11 protein-coding genes and 3 rRNA genes are annotated in these 18,543 nt (G+C 58.9%); 1 reads left to right on the forward strand and 13 read right to left on the reverse strand.

Going from position 1 to position 18,543, the window contains the following annotated elements; genetic code table 11:
- Positions 1 to 42 precede the first annotated feature (42 nt).
- The 5 genes from rrf to argH form a co-directional block, all read right to left on the reverse strand.
- A 5S ribosomal RNA gene (gene rrf, locus BN3002_RS04775) occupies positions 43 to 161 on the reverse strand.
- Between the two features lie 122 nt (positions 162 to 283).
- A 23S ribosomal RNA gene (locus BN3002_RS04780) occupies positions 284 to 3,384 on the reverse strand.
- Positions 3,385 to 3,645: 261 nt separating this feature from the next.
- Positions 3,646 to 5,196: ribosomal RNA gene (locus BN3002_RS04785) — 16S ribosomal RNA — on the reverse strand.
- The 16S, 23S and 5S rRNA genes sit together here, the layout of an rRNA operon.
- A 513-nt stretch (positions 5,197 to 5,709) precedes the next feature.
- Positions 5,710 to 6,978 (reverse strand): tyrosine--tRNA ligase, encoded by a 1,269-nt coding sequence (tyrS, locus tag BN3002_RS04790; RefSeq protein WP_058236920.1) that lies wholly within the window; start codon positions 6,976 to 6,978, stop codon positions 5,710 to 5,712.
- Positions 6,979 to 7,099: 121 nt separating this feature from the next.
- The gene (gene argH / locus BN3002_RS04795; protein ID WP_058236921.1) at positions 7,100 to 8,575 is read right to left on the reverse strand and encodes an argininosuccinate lyase; all 1,476 of its coding nucleotides are present in this window, start codon (positions 8,573 to 8,575) and stop codon (positions 7,100 to 7,102) included.
- Positions 8,576 to 8,666: 91 nt separating this feature from the next.
- Between argH and BN3002_RS04800 the strand changes: the two genes are divergently transcribed.
- The gene (locus BN3002_RS04800) at positions 8,667 to 9,896 is read left to right on the forward strand and encodes an arginine deiminase (protein WP_058236922.1); all 1,230 of its coding nucleotides are present in this window, start codon (positions 8,667 to 8,669) and stop codon (positions 9,894 to 9,896) included.
- On the opposite strand, the gene BN3002_RS04805 is transcribed toward BN3002_RS04800, so the two are convergent.
- The 8 genes from BN3002_RS04805 to BN3002_RS04840 all read right to left on the reverse strand — a co-directional run bounded on the left by BN3002_RS04805 (position 9,802) and on the right by BN3002_RS04840 (position 18,379).
- Entirely contained in the window at positions 9,802 to 11,397 is a 1,596-nt protein-coding gene (locus BN3002_RS04805; protein ID WP_058236923.1) for an O-antigen ligase family protein, read from the reverse strand. The genes BN3002_RS04800 and BN3002_RS04805 overlap by 95 nt on opposite strands.
- 193 nt (positions 11,398 to 11,590) lie before the next feature.
- Positions 11,591 to 12,829, reverse strand: coding sequence for an argininosuccinate synthase (locus BN3002_RS04810; protein WP_058236924.1), 1,239 nt, complete (start codon positions 12,827 to 12,829; stop codon positions 11,591 to 11,593).
- Positions 12,830 to 12,871: 42 nt separating this feature from the next.
- Positions 12,872 to 13,390 carry an arginine repressor gene (argR, locus tag BN3002_RS04815; RefSeq protein ID WP_058236925.1) on the reverse strand — a complete coding sequence of 173 codons (519 nt, stop codon included), beginning with the start codon at positions 13,388 to 13,390 and terminating at the stop codon, positions 12,872 to 12,874.
- Positions 13,390 to 14,643: an acetylornithine transaminase gene (locus BN3002_RS04820; RefSeq protein WP_058236926.1), complete on the reverse strand. Its 1,254-nt coding sequence runs from the start codon at positions 14,641 to 14,643 to the stop codon at positions 13,390 to 13,392. The genes argR and BN3002_RS04820 overlap by 1 nt, the downstream gene beginning before the upstream one ends.
- Positions 14,640 to 15,542 (reverse strand): acetylglutamate kinase, encoded by a 903-nt coding sequence (gene argB, locus BN3002_RS04825; RefSeq protein WP_058236927.1) that lies wholly within the window; start codon positions 15,540 to 15,542, stop codon positions 14,640 to 14,642. The genes BN3002_RS04820 and argB overlap by 4 nt, the downstream gene beginning before the upstream one ends.
- A complete protein-coding gene (gene argJ, locus BN3002_RS04830) occupies positions 15,539 to 16,735 on the reverse strand; it encodes a bifunctional glutamate N-acetyltransferase/amino-acid acetyltransferase ArgJ (RefSeq protein ID WP_058236928.1) in 1,197 nt (398 codons plus the stop codon). The genes argB and argJ overlap by 4 nt, the downstream gene beginning before the upstream one ends.
- The gene (gene argC, locus BN3002_RS04835; RefSeq protein WP_058237811.1) at positions 16,732 to 17,793 is read right to left on the reverse strand and encodes an N-acetyl-gamma-glutamyl-phosphate reductase; all 1,062 of its coding nucleotides are present in this window, start codon (positions 17,791 to 17,793) and stop codon (positions 16,732 to 16,734) included. Before argC ends, argJ begins: the two co-directional genes overlap by 4 nt.
- A gap of 64 nt (positions 17,794 to 17,857) precedes the next feature.
- The gene (locus tag BN3002_RS04840) at positions 17,858 to 18,379 is read right to left on the reverse strand and encodes a flavodoxin domain-containing protein (protein ID WP_058236929.1); all 522 of its coding nucleotides are present in this window, start codon (positions 18,377 to 18,379) and stop codon (positions 17,858 to 17,860) included.
- Between the last annotated feature and the right edge of the window lie 164 nt (positions 18,380 to 18,543).

The raw sequence follows: 18,543 nt of genomic DNA on the forward strand, positions 1-18,543 counted from the left end.
GCCTGTCTCCAGGCCTGTACCCCACCCCCAACTCACGGTTGATTGCGGCAGTGTCTTACTCTCCCACGACCCCCCGGTCGCAGTACCATCAGCGCAAAGGCGGCTTAGCTTCCGGGTTCGGAAAGGAGCCGGGCGTTTCCCGCCTGCCATGAGCCACCGCAAAAAATGTCACCCACCCACCGTATGTGGGTTGAGTGTGTACCGCACAGTGATTGCAAGCACCACACCCCAAACATAGGGTGCACGTGTTTTCTCGCTTCGCCCCACACACTAGTGTGGAGTGTTGGTTTAGAATCGGCCCATTAGTACCAGTCGGCTCACAACACCTCACAATGCTTCCACCTCTGGCCTATCAACCCAGTCATCTACTGGGGACCTCCCACCCCCCAAAAAGGGGGGCACGGAAACCTCATCTCGAAGAAAGCTTCCCGCTTAGATGCTTTCAGCGGTTATCCCAACCGAACGTAGCCAACCAGCAATGCACCTGGCAGTACAACTGGCACACCAGAGGTTCGTCCATCCCGGTCCTCTCGTACTAGGGACGGGCCTTCATCAAGTTTCCAACGCGCGCAGCGGATAGGGACCGAACTGTCTCACGACGTTCTAAACCCAGCTCGCGTACCGCTTTAATGGGCGAACAGCCCAACCCTTGGGACCAACTCCAGCCCCAGGATGCGACGAGCCGACATCGAGGTGCCAAACCATGCCGTCGATATGGACTCTTGGGCAAGATCAGCCTGTTATCCCCGGGGTACCTTTTATCCGTTGAGCGACCACGCTTCCACAAGCCATGGCCGGATCACTAGTTCCTACTTTCGTACCTGCTCCACCCGTCAGTGTCACAGTCAAGCCCTCTTGTGCACTTACACTCACCACCTGATCACCAACCAGGCTGAGAGAACCTTTGAGCGCCTCCGTTACCCTTTAGGAGGCAACCGCCCCAGTTAAACTACCCACCAGGCACTGTCCCCAAACCCGATCAGGGCTCCAAGTTAGATGCATACTTGAACCAGAATGGTATTTCACCAACGACTCCACCACACCTAGCGGCACGGCATCACAGTCTCCCACCTATCCTACACAAGCACAAACACACACCAATACCAAGCTATAGTAAAGGTCCCGGGGTCTTTCCGTCCTGCTGCGCGAAACGAGCATCTTTACTCGTACTGCAATTTCACCGAGATCACGGTCGAGACAGCGGAGAAGTCGTTACGCCATTCGTGCAGGTCGGAACTTACCCGACAAGGAATTTCGCTACCTTAGGATGGTTATAGTTACCACCGCCGTTTACTGGGGCTTAAATTCAAACCTTCACCACAAAAAAGCAGTTAAGTCGTCCTCTTAACCTTCCAGCACCGGGCAGGCGTCAGTGCGTATACAGCGCCTTACGGCTTAGCACACACCTATGTTTTTAATAAACAGTCGCTTCTCCCAATTCTCTGCGACCCCAACCAGCACCACCCACGCACAGCAGGCACACCAGCAGGGCCCCCCTTATCCCAAAGTTACGGGGGCAATTTGCCGAATTCCTTAACCATGATTCACTCGCACGCCTCGGTATACTCTACCTGACCACCAGAGTCGGTTTAGGGTACGGGCGCTCATCTTCCTCACATCCAGGCTTTTCTCGGCAGTACAGGATCACCACTAGCCACCCCAACAGGCAGCCCCATCAGCCCTCACCCACGCGATCAAACGCAGCTTCCCGGATTTCACCCAAGAAACAGGCCACAACCTTAGACACACATAACCACCAGTGTGCAGCAACTACCTCCCTGCGTCACCCCAATGCTCACCACACACCCCACACCACACACAGCCACACTCAGCATCATCCCGAAAGACAACACCACGCACGGCAAGCACACGACGCGAAAGCATGCAGCGTTAGACGGAAAACAAACGGTACCAGAATATCAACTGGTCACCCATCGACTACGCCTGTCGGCCTCGCCTTAGGACCCGACTAACCCAGGGCGGACAAACCTGCCCCTGGAACCCTTAGTCAATCAGCGCGTAGGATTCTCACCCACGAAACGCTACTCATGCCTGCATTCTCACTCCCACCCCGTCCACCACCCATCACCAGGCAGCTTCACCCAGAGCAGGACGCTCCCCTACCCAAAAACAAAAAGTTATTGCCACGGCTTCGGCGGCACGCTTAAGCCCCGCTACATTATCGGCGCACAACCACTCGACCAGTGAGCTATTACGCACTCTTTCAAGGATGGCTGCTTCTAAGCCAACCTCCTGGCTGTCAACGCGACTCCACATCCTTTCCCACTCAGCGCACGCTTAGGGGCCTTAGCCGATGATCTGGGCTGTTTCCCTCTCGACCACGAAGCTTATCCCCCGCAGTCTCACTGCCACACCCACTTGAAATGGCATTCGGAGTTTAGCTGACGTCAGTAACCAACACGGCCCATCAACCAACCAGTAGCTCTACCTCCACCAAGCCCAGTGTGACGCTGCACCTAAATGCATTTCGGGGAGAACCAGCTATCACGGAGTTTGATTGGCCTTTCACCCCTACCCACAGTTCATCCCCCAGGTTTTCAACCCTGGTGGGTACGGGCCTCCACCACGTCTTACCATAGCTTCACCCTGACCATAGGTAGATCACCCCGCTTCGGGTCCACAACACGCGACACACGCCCAAAATTAAGACTCGCTTTCGCTACGCATCCCCCACACGGGTTAAGCACGCCACGCATCACTGACTCGCAGGCTCATTCTTCAAAAGGCACGCCATCACCCAACAAAAGCAGGCTCTGACGGCTTACAGGCACCCGGTTTCAGGCACTATTTCACTCCCCTCCCGGGGTACTTTTCACCATTCCCTCACGGTACTATGCACTATCGGTCACCAAAAAGTATTCAGGCTTACCAGGTGGTCCTGGCAGATTCACACGAGATTCCACGAGCCCCGCACTACTCGGGCACCCCTTTGGCACACACGCACACACACAGCTACACGACTATCACGCACTTCGGTCACCCATCCCAAGATGTTCACCACACGCACACGCACACACCCCCACCCCCGGCAGAAGATGAGAAAAAAGAGCCCCACAACCCCGCACACGCAACCCCCGCCGAGTCACACACGCACACGGTTTAGCCATCATCCGCTTTCGCTCACCACTACTGACGAAATATCTTCTCCTACGGGTACTAAGATGTTTCACTTCCCCGCGTTCCCCCTACCACCCTATGAATTCAGATGATAGTGACCAGGCACAACCCCAGCCAGGTTCCCCCATTCGGACACCCTCAGATCAACGCTCGCTCGCCAACTCCCCAAGGATTATCGCAGGCCGCCACGTCCTTCATCAGCTCTTGGTACCAAGGCATCCACCGAATGCCCACAAAAACTAAACACAACACAAACATGAAAACATGCAAAAACAACAAAACACAGAAAACACAATAAAGATGCTCACAACCACTATACAGTTCACAAACAACCCACCACACACCCAACCACCACAACAGCAGCCAGACGCAGGCAACACACACTTCCAAAACACACAGGAATTGAAAGAAAACCCGACAATGTGTCTGCTCCGCCAACACTTGCAACCCCACAACGCGCCCCACCCCAAAAAGAGCAGAAACAAACGCACAAACAGGGCTCCCTAGAAAGGAGGTGATCCAGCCGCACCTTCCGGTACGCCTACCTTGTTACGACTTCGTCCCAATCGCCAATCCCACCGTCACCTGCTCCCCCCAAAAAGGTTAAGCCACAAGCTTCGGGTGTTACCAACTTTCGTGACGTGACGGGCGGTGTGTACAAGGCCCGAGAACGTATTCACCGCAGCGTAGCTGATCTGCGATTACTAGCGACTCCACCTTCACGAGGTCGAATTGCAGACCCCGATCCGAACTGAGACAAGCTTTAAAGGATTCGCTCCACCTCACAGCATCGCAACCCTCTGTACCTGCCATTGTAGCATGCGTGAAGCCCAAGACATAAGGGGCATGATGATTTGACGTCATCCCCACCTTCCTCCGAGTTAACCCCGGCAGTCCCCCACGAGTCCCCACCATAACGCGCTGGCAACATAGGGCAAGGGTTGCGCTCGTTGCGGGACTTAACCCAACATCTCACGACACGAGCTGACGACAACCATGCACCACCTGCACACCCCCAACCAAATGCACACCTATCTCTAGGCGCTCAGGGCGCATGTCAAGCCTTGGTAAGGTTCTTCGCGTTGCATCGAATTAATCCGCATGCTCCGCCGCTTGTGCGGGCCCCCGTCAATTCCTTTGAGTTTTAGCCTTGCGGCCGTACTCCCCAGGCGGGGCACTTAAAGCGTTAGCTACGGCGCAGAAACCAAGGGCGGCCCCCACACCTAGTGCCCAACGTTTACAGCATGGACTACCAGGGTATCTAATCCTGTTCGCTCCCCACGCTTTCGCTCCTCAGCGTCAGTAACGGCCCAGAGACCCGCCTTCGCCACCGGTGTTCCTCCTGATATCTGCGCATTCCACCGCTACACCAGGAATTCCAATCTCCCCTACCGCACTCAAGCCTGCCCGTACCCACCGCACACCCCCAGTTAAGCCAGAGGATTACACGACAGGCGCGACAAACCGCCTACAAGCCCTTTACGCCCAATAAATCCGGACAACGCTCGCGCCCTACGTATTACCGCGGCTGCTGGCACGTAGTTAGCCGGCGCTTCTTTACCCGCTACACTCACCACTACCCAAATAGCGGCTTGCACACGAGCGAAAGAGGTTCACAACCCGAAGGCCTCCATCCCTCACGCGGCGTCGCTGCATCAAGGTTCCCCCCATTGTGCAAAATTCCCCACTGCTGCCTCCCGTAGGAGTCTGGGCCGTATCTCAGTCCCAATGTGACCGCCCACCCTCTCAGGCCGGCTACCCGTCAAAGCCTTGGTAAGCCATCACCCCACCAACAAGCTGATAAGCCGCGAGCCCATCTCCCTCCAGAAACCACAAAGGCCCCTTTCCCACACCCCCCATGCGGAAAGCGCAGAACATCCAGTATTAGCACCCATTTCTGAGCGTTATCCCAAAGAAAAAGGCAGGTTACTCACGTGTTACTCACCCGTTCGCCACTCTCACCACACAACCACAAAGGCCACGCAGATCCCGTTCGACTTGCATGTGTTAAGCACGCCGCCAGCGTTCGTCCTGAGCCAGGATCAAACTCTCCAAACAAAAAACAAAAACCATAATCTGCTCAGAAAACAACCACCCCACAACAGGGCAGCCAATCCCAACCAAAAAAAACTCAAAAAACAAAAACAAGCATCAACAAAACAAACACACTATCGAGTTCACAAACAACACCCCCACTACGCCCACAACCCCAAACAAAAGGCCACAAACGCGGGACAACCACCACAAACAACACCAACCACAAACAATCAGCACCGCCCGGGCGACAAGAAAATACTCTACGAACAATCGGGCGATCTGTCAAATGAGTGGGCCGGGATCTGCATCACAGATCCCGGCCCTTCGTCAGGTCTCACGTACCGATTGACATTCTCACCACGCTCGTTGACGTTCTCATCGCGCCGGTCGATGTTCTCAATACGCCAGCTGGCATCGTCGATTCGCCACTCGACATTCTCAACGTAGCACTAAGCCGTGCCGTGTCAGTGGCAAGCATCGCATTCAGGCCGGTTCACGGCCACCTGCACGCACCTCGGTTCAGTCAGCACTTGTTCACTGATTGGCATGCACAACAGCAAGGTTGCGGCGCCCTCGTCGAATGAGCGCCAGACCGCCGGCGAGCAGGTCTGATGCTTCAATCGGGGCGTCTTCGTCTTCGACCTTGACATTGTTCAGATACGCACCACCGGATGCGACGGTACGGCGCGCAGCAGAGCGGCCCTTCTCCAGGCCCGACGCAATCAAGGCATCCACAATCGTGTCATGGCCAACGCGAATGCTACCGGATGGTAGTTCGCCAGTCGCAGCAACCAGCGTCTCTTCGTCAACTTCACGCAGATCTCCTCTGCCCCACAGCGCTTCTGTCGCAGCCTGCACGCGAGCGACTGCATCTGCACCGTGCACCAGCGTGGTGACCTTTTCGGCCAGCTCCTTCTGTCCTTCGCGAAGATGTGGACGCTCGGCAACCGACTGGGCAAGCTCTTCGATGCGTTCGCGGGAATCAAAGGTGAAGACCTTCAGCAACTTCACGACATCCTCATCCGCGACCTGCAGCCAGAACTGGTAGAACGCGTACGGGCTCATCATCTGAGGATCCAGCCAGATCGCGCCGCCCTCGGACTTGCCGAACTTGGTGCCGTCAGACTTCGTGATGATCGGTGTGGTCATCACATGCGTGGTGGCGCCCTCGACTCGGCGGATCAGTTCCACACCGCCAATCATGTTGCCCCACTGGTCGTTTCCGCCGGTTTCCAAGGTGCAGCCGTAGTTCCGGAACAGTTGCAGGTAGTCATGCGCCTGGAGGATCTGGTAGCTGAATTCGGTAAACGAGATTCCCTCTTCAGAATTCAGGCGGCGAGCGACGATATCTTTTGACAGCATGGTGCCGACTCGGAAGTACTGGCCCACGTCGCGCAGCAGGTCGATCGCGGACAGCTGGCTGGTCCAGTCAAGGTTATTGACGAGGCGTGCCGCGGCCGGCCCGTCGAACTCAAGGAACTGCGAAAGCTGGGCGCGTAGTCTGTCCGCCCACTGTCCCACCACGTCGCGTGACTGAAGCTGGCGTTCACCGGACAGGCGCGGATCACCGATCATGCCCGTTGCGCCACCAACCAGTGCCAACGGCTTGTGGCCAGCGTTTTGCAGGTGCCGCATGAGAAGCACCTGCACCAGGTGACCGTGATGCAAAGAGGCGGCAGTTGGATCAAAACCGCAATAGAAGGTGACCGGACCAGCGTTCAGGTGCGCACGCAGCGCATCCAAATCCGTGTGCTGAGCAATCAGCCCACGCCACTGTAGTTCGTCCACTAAATCCTGTGTCACCGCTCTGCTCTCCTTATGATCGCGGTCGTGTTGGCTTTCTTCTCTCAGGCGCGCGCCAGGCAGGCGTTCACCTACTGCGGTTAGCTTAGTCGGGTCGGGCCACCCTCGTCACACGTGTCCACTACGAATGAGACGACGCCACGCCCTCCTGAATCCAGGCGCGATGCGTGCTGGCCAGACGGGTCGCCTCGGACAACTGCTCGCGCACCCGGTCCGGCGCCGTTCCTCCTCGGGCATTGCGGGCAGCAACCGATCCCTCAACGCTGAGCACGTCGCGCACGCGAGGTGTCAGGTGCTCGCTGATCGCAGCAAATTCGTCATCGGTCAGGTCCCACAATTCCACGCCTCGTGCCTCTGCCTGGCGCACGCACGCACCGGACAGTTCGTGCGCCACTCTAAAAGGCACTCCCTGTTTGACGAGCCACTCGGCAATATCTGTAGCCAGCGAGAAACCCTGTGGTGCAAGCTGCGCCATTCGCTCGAAGTTCAGGCGCATCGTGGAGACCATTCCGGCAATGGCCGGCAGCAGCACGTCAAGCGTGTCGATCTGATCAAAGACAGGTTCCTTATCTTCCTGCAGGTCTCGATCGTAAGCCAGCGGGATTCCTTTGAGGACGCTCAGCAGCGCCGTGAGGTCACCGATCATGCGCCCGGCCTTGCCTCGTCCCAGTTCGGCCACGTCGGGATTCTTCTTCTGCGGCATGATCGATGAGCCCGTGGAGAACGAATCATCCAGAGTCACATAGTCGAATTCTCGGGTATTCCAGATGACGATTTCTTCGCACAGGGTCGATAGGTCGATTCCGATCATCGTCATGACGAAGGCGAACTCTGCAACCACGTCGCGCGAAGCTGTGCCGTCGATAGAGTTGGCGACACTGTCGGTAAAGCCCAGTTCCTCGGCAATGGTCTGTGGGTCCATTCCCAGCGTGTTTCCTGCCAGTGCGCCCGAACCGTACGGGCTGACGGCAGCTCGTTGATCCCAGTCACGCAGACGTTCCACATCGCGCAGTAAGGGCCACACATGTGCGCCGAGGTGATGGGCGACCAGAACGGGCTGCGCGTGCTGCATGTGAGTGCGTCCGGGCATGATCGCATCCCCCGCCAGGCGAGCCTGTTCGAGCAGTGCGTCCACAACGTCAAGTGTCAGCGCTCCAATGTGTCGCGCCTCGTCGCGCAGATACATGCGGATGAGCGTAGCGATCTGATCGTTGCGTGAGCGGCCGGCGCGCAACTTCCCACCCAGTTCAGCGCCCGCTTTGTCGATCAATGCGCGTTCGAGCGCAGTGTGCACGTCCTCGTCATCAGGGTCAGGGACGAGGGCGCCCGATGCGACTTCTGCGCTGAGTTCGTCGAGAGCGGATTCCATGCCGTCCAGTTCTTCGTCGGTCAGCAGCCCTGCTCTGTTTAGGGCGCGTGCATGAGCTTTCGAGCCGGCCAGATCAGCCTGGGCCAGCCGCCAGTCAAAGTGAGTTGACACGGACAATCTGGCAAGCGCCTGAGAGGGGCCGCCTGAAAATCGTCCACCCCACAATGCGACGGGACGGGCGGGAGACGATTGGCGTTGTGCTGCATCAAATGTCGAGTTTGCGCTCATAGTTTCATGATGCCTGTTCGCACGCCGCGATGCCAACATCGACACAGACAAAATGCATATACTCAGCACTGCAGCAATGTGAGGAGGAACAGTGGACGTCAATCCCCGTGTGGATTCCGAGATCGGTCGGCTGCGTGAGGTGATCGTGCACCGCCCCGGTCAGGAAGTCGAACGGCTCACTCCCCTCAATCATGCTGAGCTTCTTTTTGATGATCTGATGGATCCGGGCCGTGCACGAGCTGAGCACGATCAGTTCGTCGAAGTCATGGAGGGCGAAGGCATCGAGGTGCACAAGCTGCGCACATTGTTGTCGCAGACACTGCACCACGAGCAGGCCCGCCAGGCGGTACTGGATCGCACGCTCAATGAACGCCGGCTCGGACCGGTGCTCACCCCTGCGCTGCGCGAATGGACGGCGGATCTGTCGGCAGATCGCCTGACCGCCATGTGTGTGGACGGTTTGACGGTCGATGAGTGGAAGAGCGTGTCGCCTGTGCGCTCGCTGGTGACACGCACGCTCGAAGATGAAGATTTCCTGATTCGTCCCCTGCCAAACCACCTGTTCACGAGGGATGCGTCTGCGTGGATTCACGGTGGTGTGGCCGTCAATTCGATGTCACGTCTGGCGCGCGAGCGCGAATCGCTGCACTATTCGGTTATCTACCAGTACCATCCACGTTTTGCCCCCTGGGATTTCCACTGGTGGTCGCGCGGCACATCAGGTGCTATTCGCAGTGCCGAGGGCGGCGACGCTCTGGTGGTGGGCGATGGGATCGGTGTGTTTGGCGTGTCGGAACGCACCACGCCGCAAGGTGTTGAGCGCTTGGCTGTCAAAATGTTCGAGGCCGGTCACGCCCACACGGTCCTGGCTGTCGTATTGCCGCATGTGCGTACCTTCATGCACTTGGACACAGTGTTGACGCAGGTCGACCGGGATGCTTTCTTGCTGTATCCGCGCTTGGGTGACGTGCGCACGATGACGTTGCGACCCGGCCCCGATGGGGGCGCTCCGATCGTCGAGGATATGCATTACGATCTTCGACGCGCACTGGAAGTGCTGATGGGCCGCTCGTTGCGTTTCATCAGTCCAGATGGCACCTTCTCCGACGTGGATCGCGAGCAGTGGAATGACGGTTTCAATGCGCTGGCGATTGCACCTGGCAAGGTGATTACCTATGATCGTTCCCCGCTGTGTAATGCTGCGTTGCGCCGCGCAGGCATCGATGTCATCGAGATTCAGGGGGCTGAGCTGGGACGCGGCCGCGGCGGTCCGCGCTGTATGTCGTGTCCTGTGGTGCGCGACCCCGTTGACCAGGACTAGGCGGGACCGGCAGGGACAATACCCCCACGCCCACTTCGCTGTCTTCCTGTTCGACCCTGACGACCAGCCATGTGGCCAGGGCGACGAACAGAATCCATGTGCCTTCGAATAGGAGGCGCGATTCAGTGAGGGACTGCACCAAAATGGCCGTCATCATCAGTGCCGGTGCCAGCGAGTACACGTCACCGTCGATACGGCGAATGGCGACGTGCAAGACGCGAATACCGATGACGCAGATGGCAATGACGAAGACGGCCAGGCCAATGAGTCCGGTCTGGAACGACACGTCCACGAATGCGTTGTGGGCGTGAGGCGTGGGCGCGCCGTCCTGACGAATCACCAGATCGCGATACATCGGGATCCACGGTGGCCACAGCATGACCCATCCCCACCCGCCGATGGGCCGTTGTTTCCACAGCTCAAACACTGCACGCCAGATGTCAGAGCGTCCCGTCAGGTCTGCGTCGCGACCGATAAACTCAGCGATCGGGGCGTACAGGAGCGCTCCGACGACGCTGACGATCAGCAGAGCCATCGCCGAAATTCGCAGGACGCGCTGCCGCCTGTGCGCGCGCACGCGCCGTAGAACGGTTCCAACCAGGAATACTCCGGCGCATGCCAGCAGCGCCACGAAAACGGTAGCTGACCGTGTCAGCGCCAGTGTCGCCGCGTAGAGGGCGAACCATGTGAGGGCACGCCTGGAGCTCATGCGTCGCGCGCGGAGCTGAATCACCGTGCAGATGATGCCGAACAGTGCGATTGCGGCCAGTGGGTTGCGGTTGCCGACAAACCCCTGGATGGGGCCACCTCTGAACAGTGCGGATTCAGTCCACAGCTGCGTGGCGCCCACGTTACCCTGGCCGCGCAGCCACACAGGAACGATCGGATGGCCGACAAAGATGGCGCACCATAGCTCCATCACCAGGCTGATTCCCACCGACCATCGCATCGCTGCGGCGAACGCGTCGATGAGGCGCTCCAGCGGCACCGCGATGGCGATCATGATTCCAATGAGAGCGCTCAGTGTGCTGCCCAGTGATGCTAACGCTGAGATCCCCGGATACTCGGCCCACAGGGCTGACATCCAGCACACCAGTAGGAATGCCGCGATCGTCCACGGGACACGGCGGATCGTCACGCGCCGCCCCGCAATGACAAACATCGCGATGAATACTGCTGCGGACAGCACGACGATGATGCCGTATCCGACCCATCCGATCAGCGCGCGAAATCCCGTTCCGCTGAATGTCAGGAAAAAGACCCAGGCAATCATGGGTTCGAGGTATTCGTTGGCGTGAGCACCCCACCGAAGTGTTGCATTCAGGCGTGCTCTGCGAATTGCCCACGTCAAGGTGCTGAGCGCCCAGCCGGCGTTTCGCAGCGGAGACGACATGGTGACGCGCAGCTCACGAGGGCGCACATCCGAGGAAGCCTCCCTCGTCACTGTCCGGTCAAGAAGACGCCGTGACGAGGAGGATGCGATCGCAAGGTGGTGCGCCATGTGTCCCCTCGAAAACCTGGTGGTGAAATGAAGAAGCGGAGGTTCGTGCCGTGGGCAGGGACAACCCCCGGCTTCGATGCCTCAGAATACGAGGGTACGAAAAACCGGGGGTAAGTCCTAATCGGTTCGATGAGGAGTCGGACGCTCTTTAGAAACGATCCGGTTACGGTTCGATCACGAGAGGAAGCGCCGACTAGTGCGCGTCCTCGTCGAAGTTCACACCGCGTCCGAAACGCACGTCGCGGGCTGCTGCCAGTTTGGCGCTCATTCCGTAGATTTCAATGAAGCCGCGCGAGTGGGACTGGTCGAAGGTATCGCCCGTCTCGTAGGTCGCAAGGTTGAAGTCGTACAGGGAGGAGTCGGAGCGTCGACCTGTCACCGTTGCTCGCCCACCGTGCAGCGTCATGCGAATGTCACCACTGACGTAGGTCTGCGTGTTCTCGATGAAAGCGTCCAGCGCATTCTTGAGCGGTGAGTACCACTGCGCGTCGTAGACGAGTTCGGACCAGCGTTCGTCCACGCGGCGCTTGTAGCGTGCCAGTTCGCGCTCGACGGTGACGTTTTCAAGCTCCTGGTGAGCGGCGATCAGGGCCACGGCTCCTGGTGCTTCATATATTTCACGCGACTTGATGCCCACCAGGCGGTCCTCGACAATGTCGATACGGCCGATGCCCTGCGCGCCAGCGCGGCGGTTCATTTCCTGAACGGCTTCCAGAGGAGTCACGGCACGCCCATCGATGGCGACGGGGACACCCTGCTCGAAGGTGATGACTACCTCGTCAGGAAGTGGCGGGTAGGTCGGGTCGTCGGTGTAGTTGTACACGTCCTTGGTCGGCGCGTTCCAGATGTCTTCAAGGAACCCTGTTTCGATGGCACGACCCCACACGTTCTGGTCGATCGAGAAGGGATTGTGTTTCGTCGTCTCAATGGGCAGATTGTGCTTGTTGGCGTAGTCGATGGCCACGTCGCGGGTCAACGCGAGGTCACGCACGGGAGCGATCGTTTTCAGGTCAGGAGCCATCGATGTGAGGGATACTTCGAAGCGGACCTGGTCGTTGCCTTTGCCGGTGCAGCCGTGTGCCACGGTGGTGGCGCCGAATTGCCGTGCGGCGCGCACCAGGTGCTTAACGATCAGCGGGCGTGACAGCGCAGATACGAGGGGGTAGCGCCCCTGGTACAGTCCGTTGGCTTTCAGCGCGGGCATGCAGTAGTCGAAAGCAAACTCTTCCTTCGCATCTGCGACGTATGCTTCCACGGCGCCGCAGTCGAGGGCGCGTTGGCGGATCACCTCCAGGTCTTCGCCGCCCTGCCCCACGTCAACGGCAACGGCAACCACTTCCATACCTGTCTGCTGTTCGATCCAGCCGATTGCAACAGAGGTGTCAAGCCCACCGGAGTAGGCCAGTACAACGCGGTCTTTGTGTTCACTCATTTCGTTTCTACCCTTTGATTGTCGTACTCGAATGATTCACGCTTATTGGCGAGGCTCGACCAGTGCGATCAGTGTTGACTGAAGTTCCACGGCGTCCTCAGTGCTGCGACATGCGACGAAAATAGTGTCATCTCCTGCCACGGTGCCAACGACTCCCTCGAGCCGCGCGGTGTCGATGGCTGATCCGAGCAGGTTGGCTGCGCCCACTGGTGTGCGCACAACCAGGAATGTGCCGGCGGTGTCTACTGCAACGAGCAGGTCCTGAGCCCATCGCTCCAGGCGCGCCAGTGATTCTTCTCCACGACGCGTCTGTTCCCCGTCCAGGTCCGGCACTGAATAGATCTGTTTACCTGAGGCCGTGCGAATCTTCGTGGCGTGCATCTCCACGAGGTCACGTGACAAAGTGGCCTGCGTCGTTTCGATACCCAATACGGCCAGTGCTTCACGCAGTTCCTTCTGAGAGGAGATCTGCTGATCGGCAAGGATGTCCACAATGGCTCCGCGTCGAGCGGTGCGTGACGACGGGATGCCTTGCGTGTCAGGGCCGGCGTGGTCTGTCATCAGTCCTCCTTGTGTGCGTGGCCGAGTGTCTGCCGGGCGCTGTGAACCAATGCAGGCAGAGCCTCAGTGAAGGACTGAGCCTGCTGGTGTGACAGCGTTAACGGTGGTGCCAGACGGATTGTATGGGCGTTTGGCGCATTAATGATAAATCCTTCGTCAGCTGCATGGCGCACAAGCGCACTGGCGCACGGTTCATTAAATTCGACCGCAATAAGCAGGCCGCGTCCGCGCACCTCGCGCACCGCCGCTCCGCCTGTCTCACGCAGTTCGGCGCGCCACTGTTCACCCAGCGTGAGGGCGTGTGCCAGCAACGCATCGTTTTCGATGGTGTCGATGACGGCCAGGCCTGCGGCGGCGCACACCGGGTTGCCGCCAAAAGTCGTGCCGTGCATTCCCTGGGTCAGGATCGATCCAGCCTGGCCGATACCGACGCAGGCTCCAATCGGCATGCCTCCACCTAGTCCTTTGGCGAGGGTGACGACGTCGGGCGTGATTCCTGCGTGGTGGTGCGCCATCCACTGTCCGGTGCGTCCCATGCCGCTTTGTACTTCGTCAACGACCATCAGTGCGCCGATCTCATTGCAGCGCAGACGCACGGCCTGAAGGTACTCATCACTGAGCGGGTAGACGCCTGCTTCTCCCTGGATGGGTTCAACGATGATGCCTGCCACGCCTTGGGTCAGGTGGCGGTCGAGTGCGTCCAAATTGTTCGGCTCAATGAATTCGATTCCTTCGAGCAACGGTGCAAATGGCGTGCGGTAAGCCTCTTTCCAGGTCACTGAGAGTGCGCCCGCTGAGCGTCCGTGGAATGCGCCAGTCAACGCAATGATGCGAGGTGTCGTGTCGGCAGAAAAGCCCTTGGTACCCTCGTCGATCTTCCTGTTGCCCCAGGTGCGGATCATTTTGATGGCGCACTCGTTGGACTCCGTACCCGAATTGGTGAAAAAGACACGTGATCCGTCTGGAACGGCGTCCGCGCACACGATGCCGAGAACACGTTCGGCCAGTTCAATCTGCGGCGGTGTGGCAAAGAAATTGGAGACGTGATCCAGTGTTGCCAGTTGCGTACTCACTGCGCGCTCAATGGCCGGGTGGCAATGTCCCAGCACGTTGACGGCAATTCCGCCCAGCAGGTCCAGGTACTCTGCTCCGGTGTCGTCCACAACCGTGCAGCCCTGTGCACGCGTGAGGATACGCTGAGGAGGTCCAAATGTGTCCATGAGCGCCTCATGGTAGCGATTTTCCCAGGTCATTGATCCTCCCCTTCATTTCCGTCGGTGGTGATCATCGTTCCGACGCCCTCGTCAGTAAAGACTTCCAGCAGCATGGAGTGCGGCTGGCGGCCGTCGATGACGTGGACACGCGGCACACCCTGTTCGAGGGCGGCCAGCGCAGCAGTCATCTTCGGCGCCATCCCCGAATCAAGGGTGGGAACGAGGGCGGCCAGTTCACTGCGCGAAAGGCGACTGATCAGAGAGTTTGGATCCGGATAGTTTGCGTAGAGTCCTTCCACGTCGGTCAACATGATGAGCTTTTCAGCACCGATCGCGCCAGCCAGTGCTGCTGCAGCAGAATCGGCGTTAATGTTGAGCACTCCAGATGGCGCATCCTGGTTGGGTGCAACGGAGGAGACTACCGGGATGAAACCCGAATCCACCAGCGCCATCAGTGGCTGGGCGTTGACGTGGGTAATAGTTCCCACCAATCCAATATCAACGGCTTCACCATCGACCCATGCGGGTGTGCGTTGAGCCTGGAACAGACCCGCGTCTTCTCCTGCCAGTCCGATGGCCCGGTAACCCTGAACGTTAAGCAGGCTGACCAGTTCGCGCTGTACTTTTCCAATCAGCACCATGCGCACAATCTCCATGACGTCCTCGGTGGTGACCCGCAGCCCTTTGGTGAAGGGCGCATCAAGGCCCACCCGGGACAGCATCTGGTTGATCTGAGGACCACCGCCGTGAACGACGACCGGCTTGACACCCCACTGGTGCAAGAAAAGGACATCCTGGGCAAATGCGTGCATGAGTGAGTCGTCCACCATCGCATTGCCGCCATACTTGATCACGACATACTTGCCGCGGTGGTGACGCAGCCACGGCATTGTTTCCAGCAAAATAGCGGTCTTATCCCGCGCTGTCAGTGTGGTCATGATGAGTACGCGCTGTTCTCGTGGACGTAGTCGTAGGTCAGGTCGGAGGTGATGACGGTGGCACTGGCTGAACCATTGTGCAGATCGACCTCAATACTGACCTGCCGATCCGTCATGTCGACGAGGTCTCGCGACTGCCCCACTCCCCCTGCCTGGCAGACCTGCACACCGTTGAAGCTCACGTCAATGGCATCCGGGTCAAATGGTGCGATCTCTTCAGGGATTGTGCCGATTTCTGACAGGACTCGCCCCCAGTTCGGGTCATTGCCGAATATGGCGGCTTTGAGCAGGTTCGATCGCGCGACGGCACGGGCGATAATCTCGGCTGCTTCTTCACTGTGTGAACCGCGCACGGTGATGTCGATGTCATGAGTGGCGCCCTCGGCGTCCGCAATGAGCTGGCGTGCCAGCGTTGCGCAGGCGCTGCGCAGATGTTCGGTCAGTTCCTGTGCATCGGCGCGGTGACCGGATGCTCCAGAAGCCAGTACAATGACGGTGTCATTGGTGGAGCGGCATCCATCTGAGTCCACGCGGTTAAACGTCGTGCGGACCGCTTCACGCAAGGCGGCGTCAAGTTCACGCTGGTCAACGACTGCATCGGTTGTCAGGACGCACAGCATGGTCGCCAGTGCCGGCGCGAGCATACCTGCACCTTTCGCCATTCCTCCGACTGTGTAGCCGTCTGCATGAATCTCGATCGTCTTGTTCACGGTATCGGTGGTTCGGATGGCATCGGCAGCGTTGGCTCCCGCTTCAGGCGTATCAGCAAGTTCGCCCACCGCCATATCAATTCCGCTGATTACTGCCTCCATCGGCAGCAGCTCACCGATCAAACCGGTGGAGCACACACCGACCTGCATGCTGTCGGCCAGGCTGAGTGCCTGCGCGACGTGGTCGGCCATCTGTTGGGCGTCACGTGCGCCCTGCTCGCCCGTGCAGGCGTTCGCTCCCCCGGAGTTCAACACGACGGCACTGACAGTGCCCGCGGCGAAGTGTGCGCGGGAAAGATGGACGGGAGCAGCGGCGACGCGGTTGGAGGTAAAGACTGCTGCCGAGGCGCGAAGCTCGGTCGGTCCGGTGTTGACGACGAGGGCAACGTCACGGTTACCGCTGGCTTTGATCCCTGCGTGAACCCCTGATGCGAGAAATCCCTGAGGTGCTGTCACGCCGGCCAATGGTGCTGTCTGGTTCATGGTGTCACTCCGATGGTGGGGATTCCGGTCAGTTCAGGCAGGCCGAGCGCAAGGTTTGCGCTCTGGATGGCTGCACTCGCAGTTCCTTTACCGAGGTTGTCGAGTGCGCAGATAGTGACAAGACTGTGGGCACGTTCGTCAATCACTGCATTGACGAGGGCACAGCCGGTCGCGTTGACAGGCGCAGTGGACGGCCAGGGTGCCTCGTGGCTGACACCGATCAGCGGCTCATTATCGTAGATGCTGTAGGCGTGGGCCACGTCATCTGCACTGACGGATGCGTGCAGCGGTGCCACCACTGTCGCCACGATGCCGCGAGCTGTGGGGACCAGAACGGGCGTGAATGTCAGGCGAACGTCGTCCGCCCCGCTGATGCGCAGGTTTTGGATGATTTCGGGGATGTGCCGGTGGGTCCCTCCCACGCCGTAAGGCACGATCGCGCCGAGTGCCTCGGAGGCCAGCAGATGCTGTTTGGGTGATCGACCGGCACCTGAATAACCCACTGACAAGGTGGCGCATAGGGTGGGTTCGACGATGTGCGCGGCGATGGCTGGCTGTATTGCCAGGGTGACTGCTGTCGCATTGCAGCCGGGCACGGCGATCTGACCGGCGTGTGCGAGGGCGTCGCGTTGACGTGTCATCTGTGTTTCGCCGCTGTGCAGCAACTCTGGCATTCCATAGGTCCACGGTTCGGCTGCGTCGGTGCCGTAGTAGCGATGCCATTCGTCTGCATCGGTCAGTCGATGGTCGGCAGCGCAGTCGATGATCAGTGCTGACGTGCCTGCGCGTGCGAGCTCATCGGAAAGTCGGGCGGAGTGTCCGTGTGGCAGGGCCAGGAAAATCACATCAACGCCGCCGAGAGCCTGGGCTGTTGTGTCCTGGATCACCAGCGCACCTTGGGGCCCGGTGATGTTCGGATGCATCTGTGCCAGGGTGTTGCCGGCGGAAGATGCTCCCGTAACTATGCTGAGCGTGATGTCAGGATGCGCGGTAAGGAGGCGTGCGATTTCGCCTCCTGCGTATCCCGATACTCCTGCAATAGCTGCCCGAAAATTCATATGCATGACTATACACAGTCATGCATAATTTGCATAACGGGTGTCCTCTATATGGACACCAGGACTACTGAGCGTCCGACTCCTGCGGTGCCGTATTACCCAACTTCAGATCCTGTGCTATCTCATCTGCCCACTGATCCACTTCGTCCCACGGCCGAAAATCACCTTCTACCGCACCGGCAAGGCGCGCGATGGTGCGCTCACGCAGTGACAGGCGCGAGGGGTCGTAACGACCCGGGAACTTCTGGTGGTGAACAATCGGCACCTTCATCAGCACCGGACCAATGCGCGAGGGATCCTGCAGCGAATGCTTCGGCACTCCGGACAGACCCACTGAAAAAGCCCACACTGGCATCGACAGCAGGTTCGGGCGAAAACGCTCCATGAAATCGTTAGCCTGCGCCATCCACTGCGTCATGTACACGGCTGAACCGCACACAACAGCATCGTAGGATTCCAGAGACTTCACATCCTCCGGATTGATCATCTCGACATCGAAGTCGTGCGAGCGCAGACGGTCAGAGATACGTTCGGCAACCTCACGGGTTGCACCATGTTTTGACGAAGCAGTGACGAGGATTTTCATAATCCCAGTATGGACGCTTTGGCGCGCCAATGTGAGCCGAATCGGTCAAGAAGTCGCAAATACTGCCCTGCTGTGCATACGTTTCAGACTCTGAGCAGGACTAACGCCCGAGCACACGCGTATGCGCCAGTGCGGCCGGCGCTTCACGCACCGGCCGCACTGAT

Source organism: Actinomyces ihuae (assembly GCF_001457875.1).
GTDB lineage: Bacteria > Actinomycetota > Actinomycetes > Actinomycetales > Actinomycetaceae > Pauljensenia > Pauljensenia radingae_A.

Excerpts from the sequence above, each read along its gene's own strand:
- argH (WP_058236921.1), bottom strand. The coding sequence starts at position 8,575 with ATGAGCGCAAACTCGACATTTGATGCAGCACAACGCCAATCGTCTCCC.
- BN3002_RS04805 (WP_058236923.1), bottom strand. The coding sequence starts at position 11,397 with ATGGCGCACCACCTTGCGATCGCATCCTCCTCGTCACGGCGTCTTCTT.
- BN3002_RS04810 (WP_058236924.1), bottom strand. The coding sequence starts at position 12,829 with ATGAGTGAACACAAAGACCGCGTTGTACTGGCCTACTCCGGTGGGCTT.
- argR (WP_058236925.1), bottom strand. The coding sequence starts at position 13,390 with ATGACAGACCACGCCGGCCCTGACACGCAAGGCATCCCGTCGTCACGC.
- BN3002_RS04820 (WP_058236926.1), bottom strand. The coding sequence starts at position 14,643 with ATGACCTGGGAAAATCGCTACCATGAGGCGCTCATGGACACATTTGGA.
- argB (WP_058236927.1), bottom strand. The coding sequence starts at position 15,542 with ATGACCACACTGACAGCGCGGGATAAGACCGCTATTTTGCTGGAAACA.
- argJ (WP_058236928.1), bottom strand. The coding sequence starts at position 16,735 with ATGAACCAGACAGCACCATTGGCCGGCGTGACAGCACCTCAGGGATTT.
- argC (WP_058237811.1), bottom strand. The coding sequence starts at position 17,793 with ATGAATTTTCGGGCAGCTATTGCAGGAGTATCGGGATACGCAGGAGGC.
- BN3002_RS04840 (WP_058236929.1), bottom strand. The coding sequence starts at position 18,379 with ATGAAAATCCTCGTCACTGCTTCGTCAAAACATGGTGCAACCCGTGAG.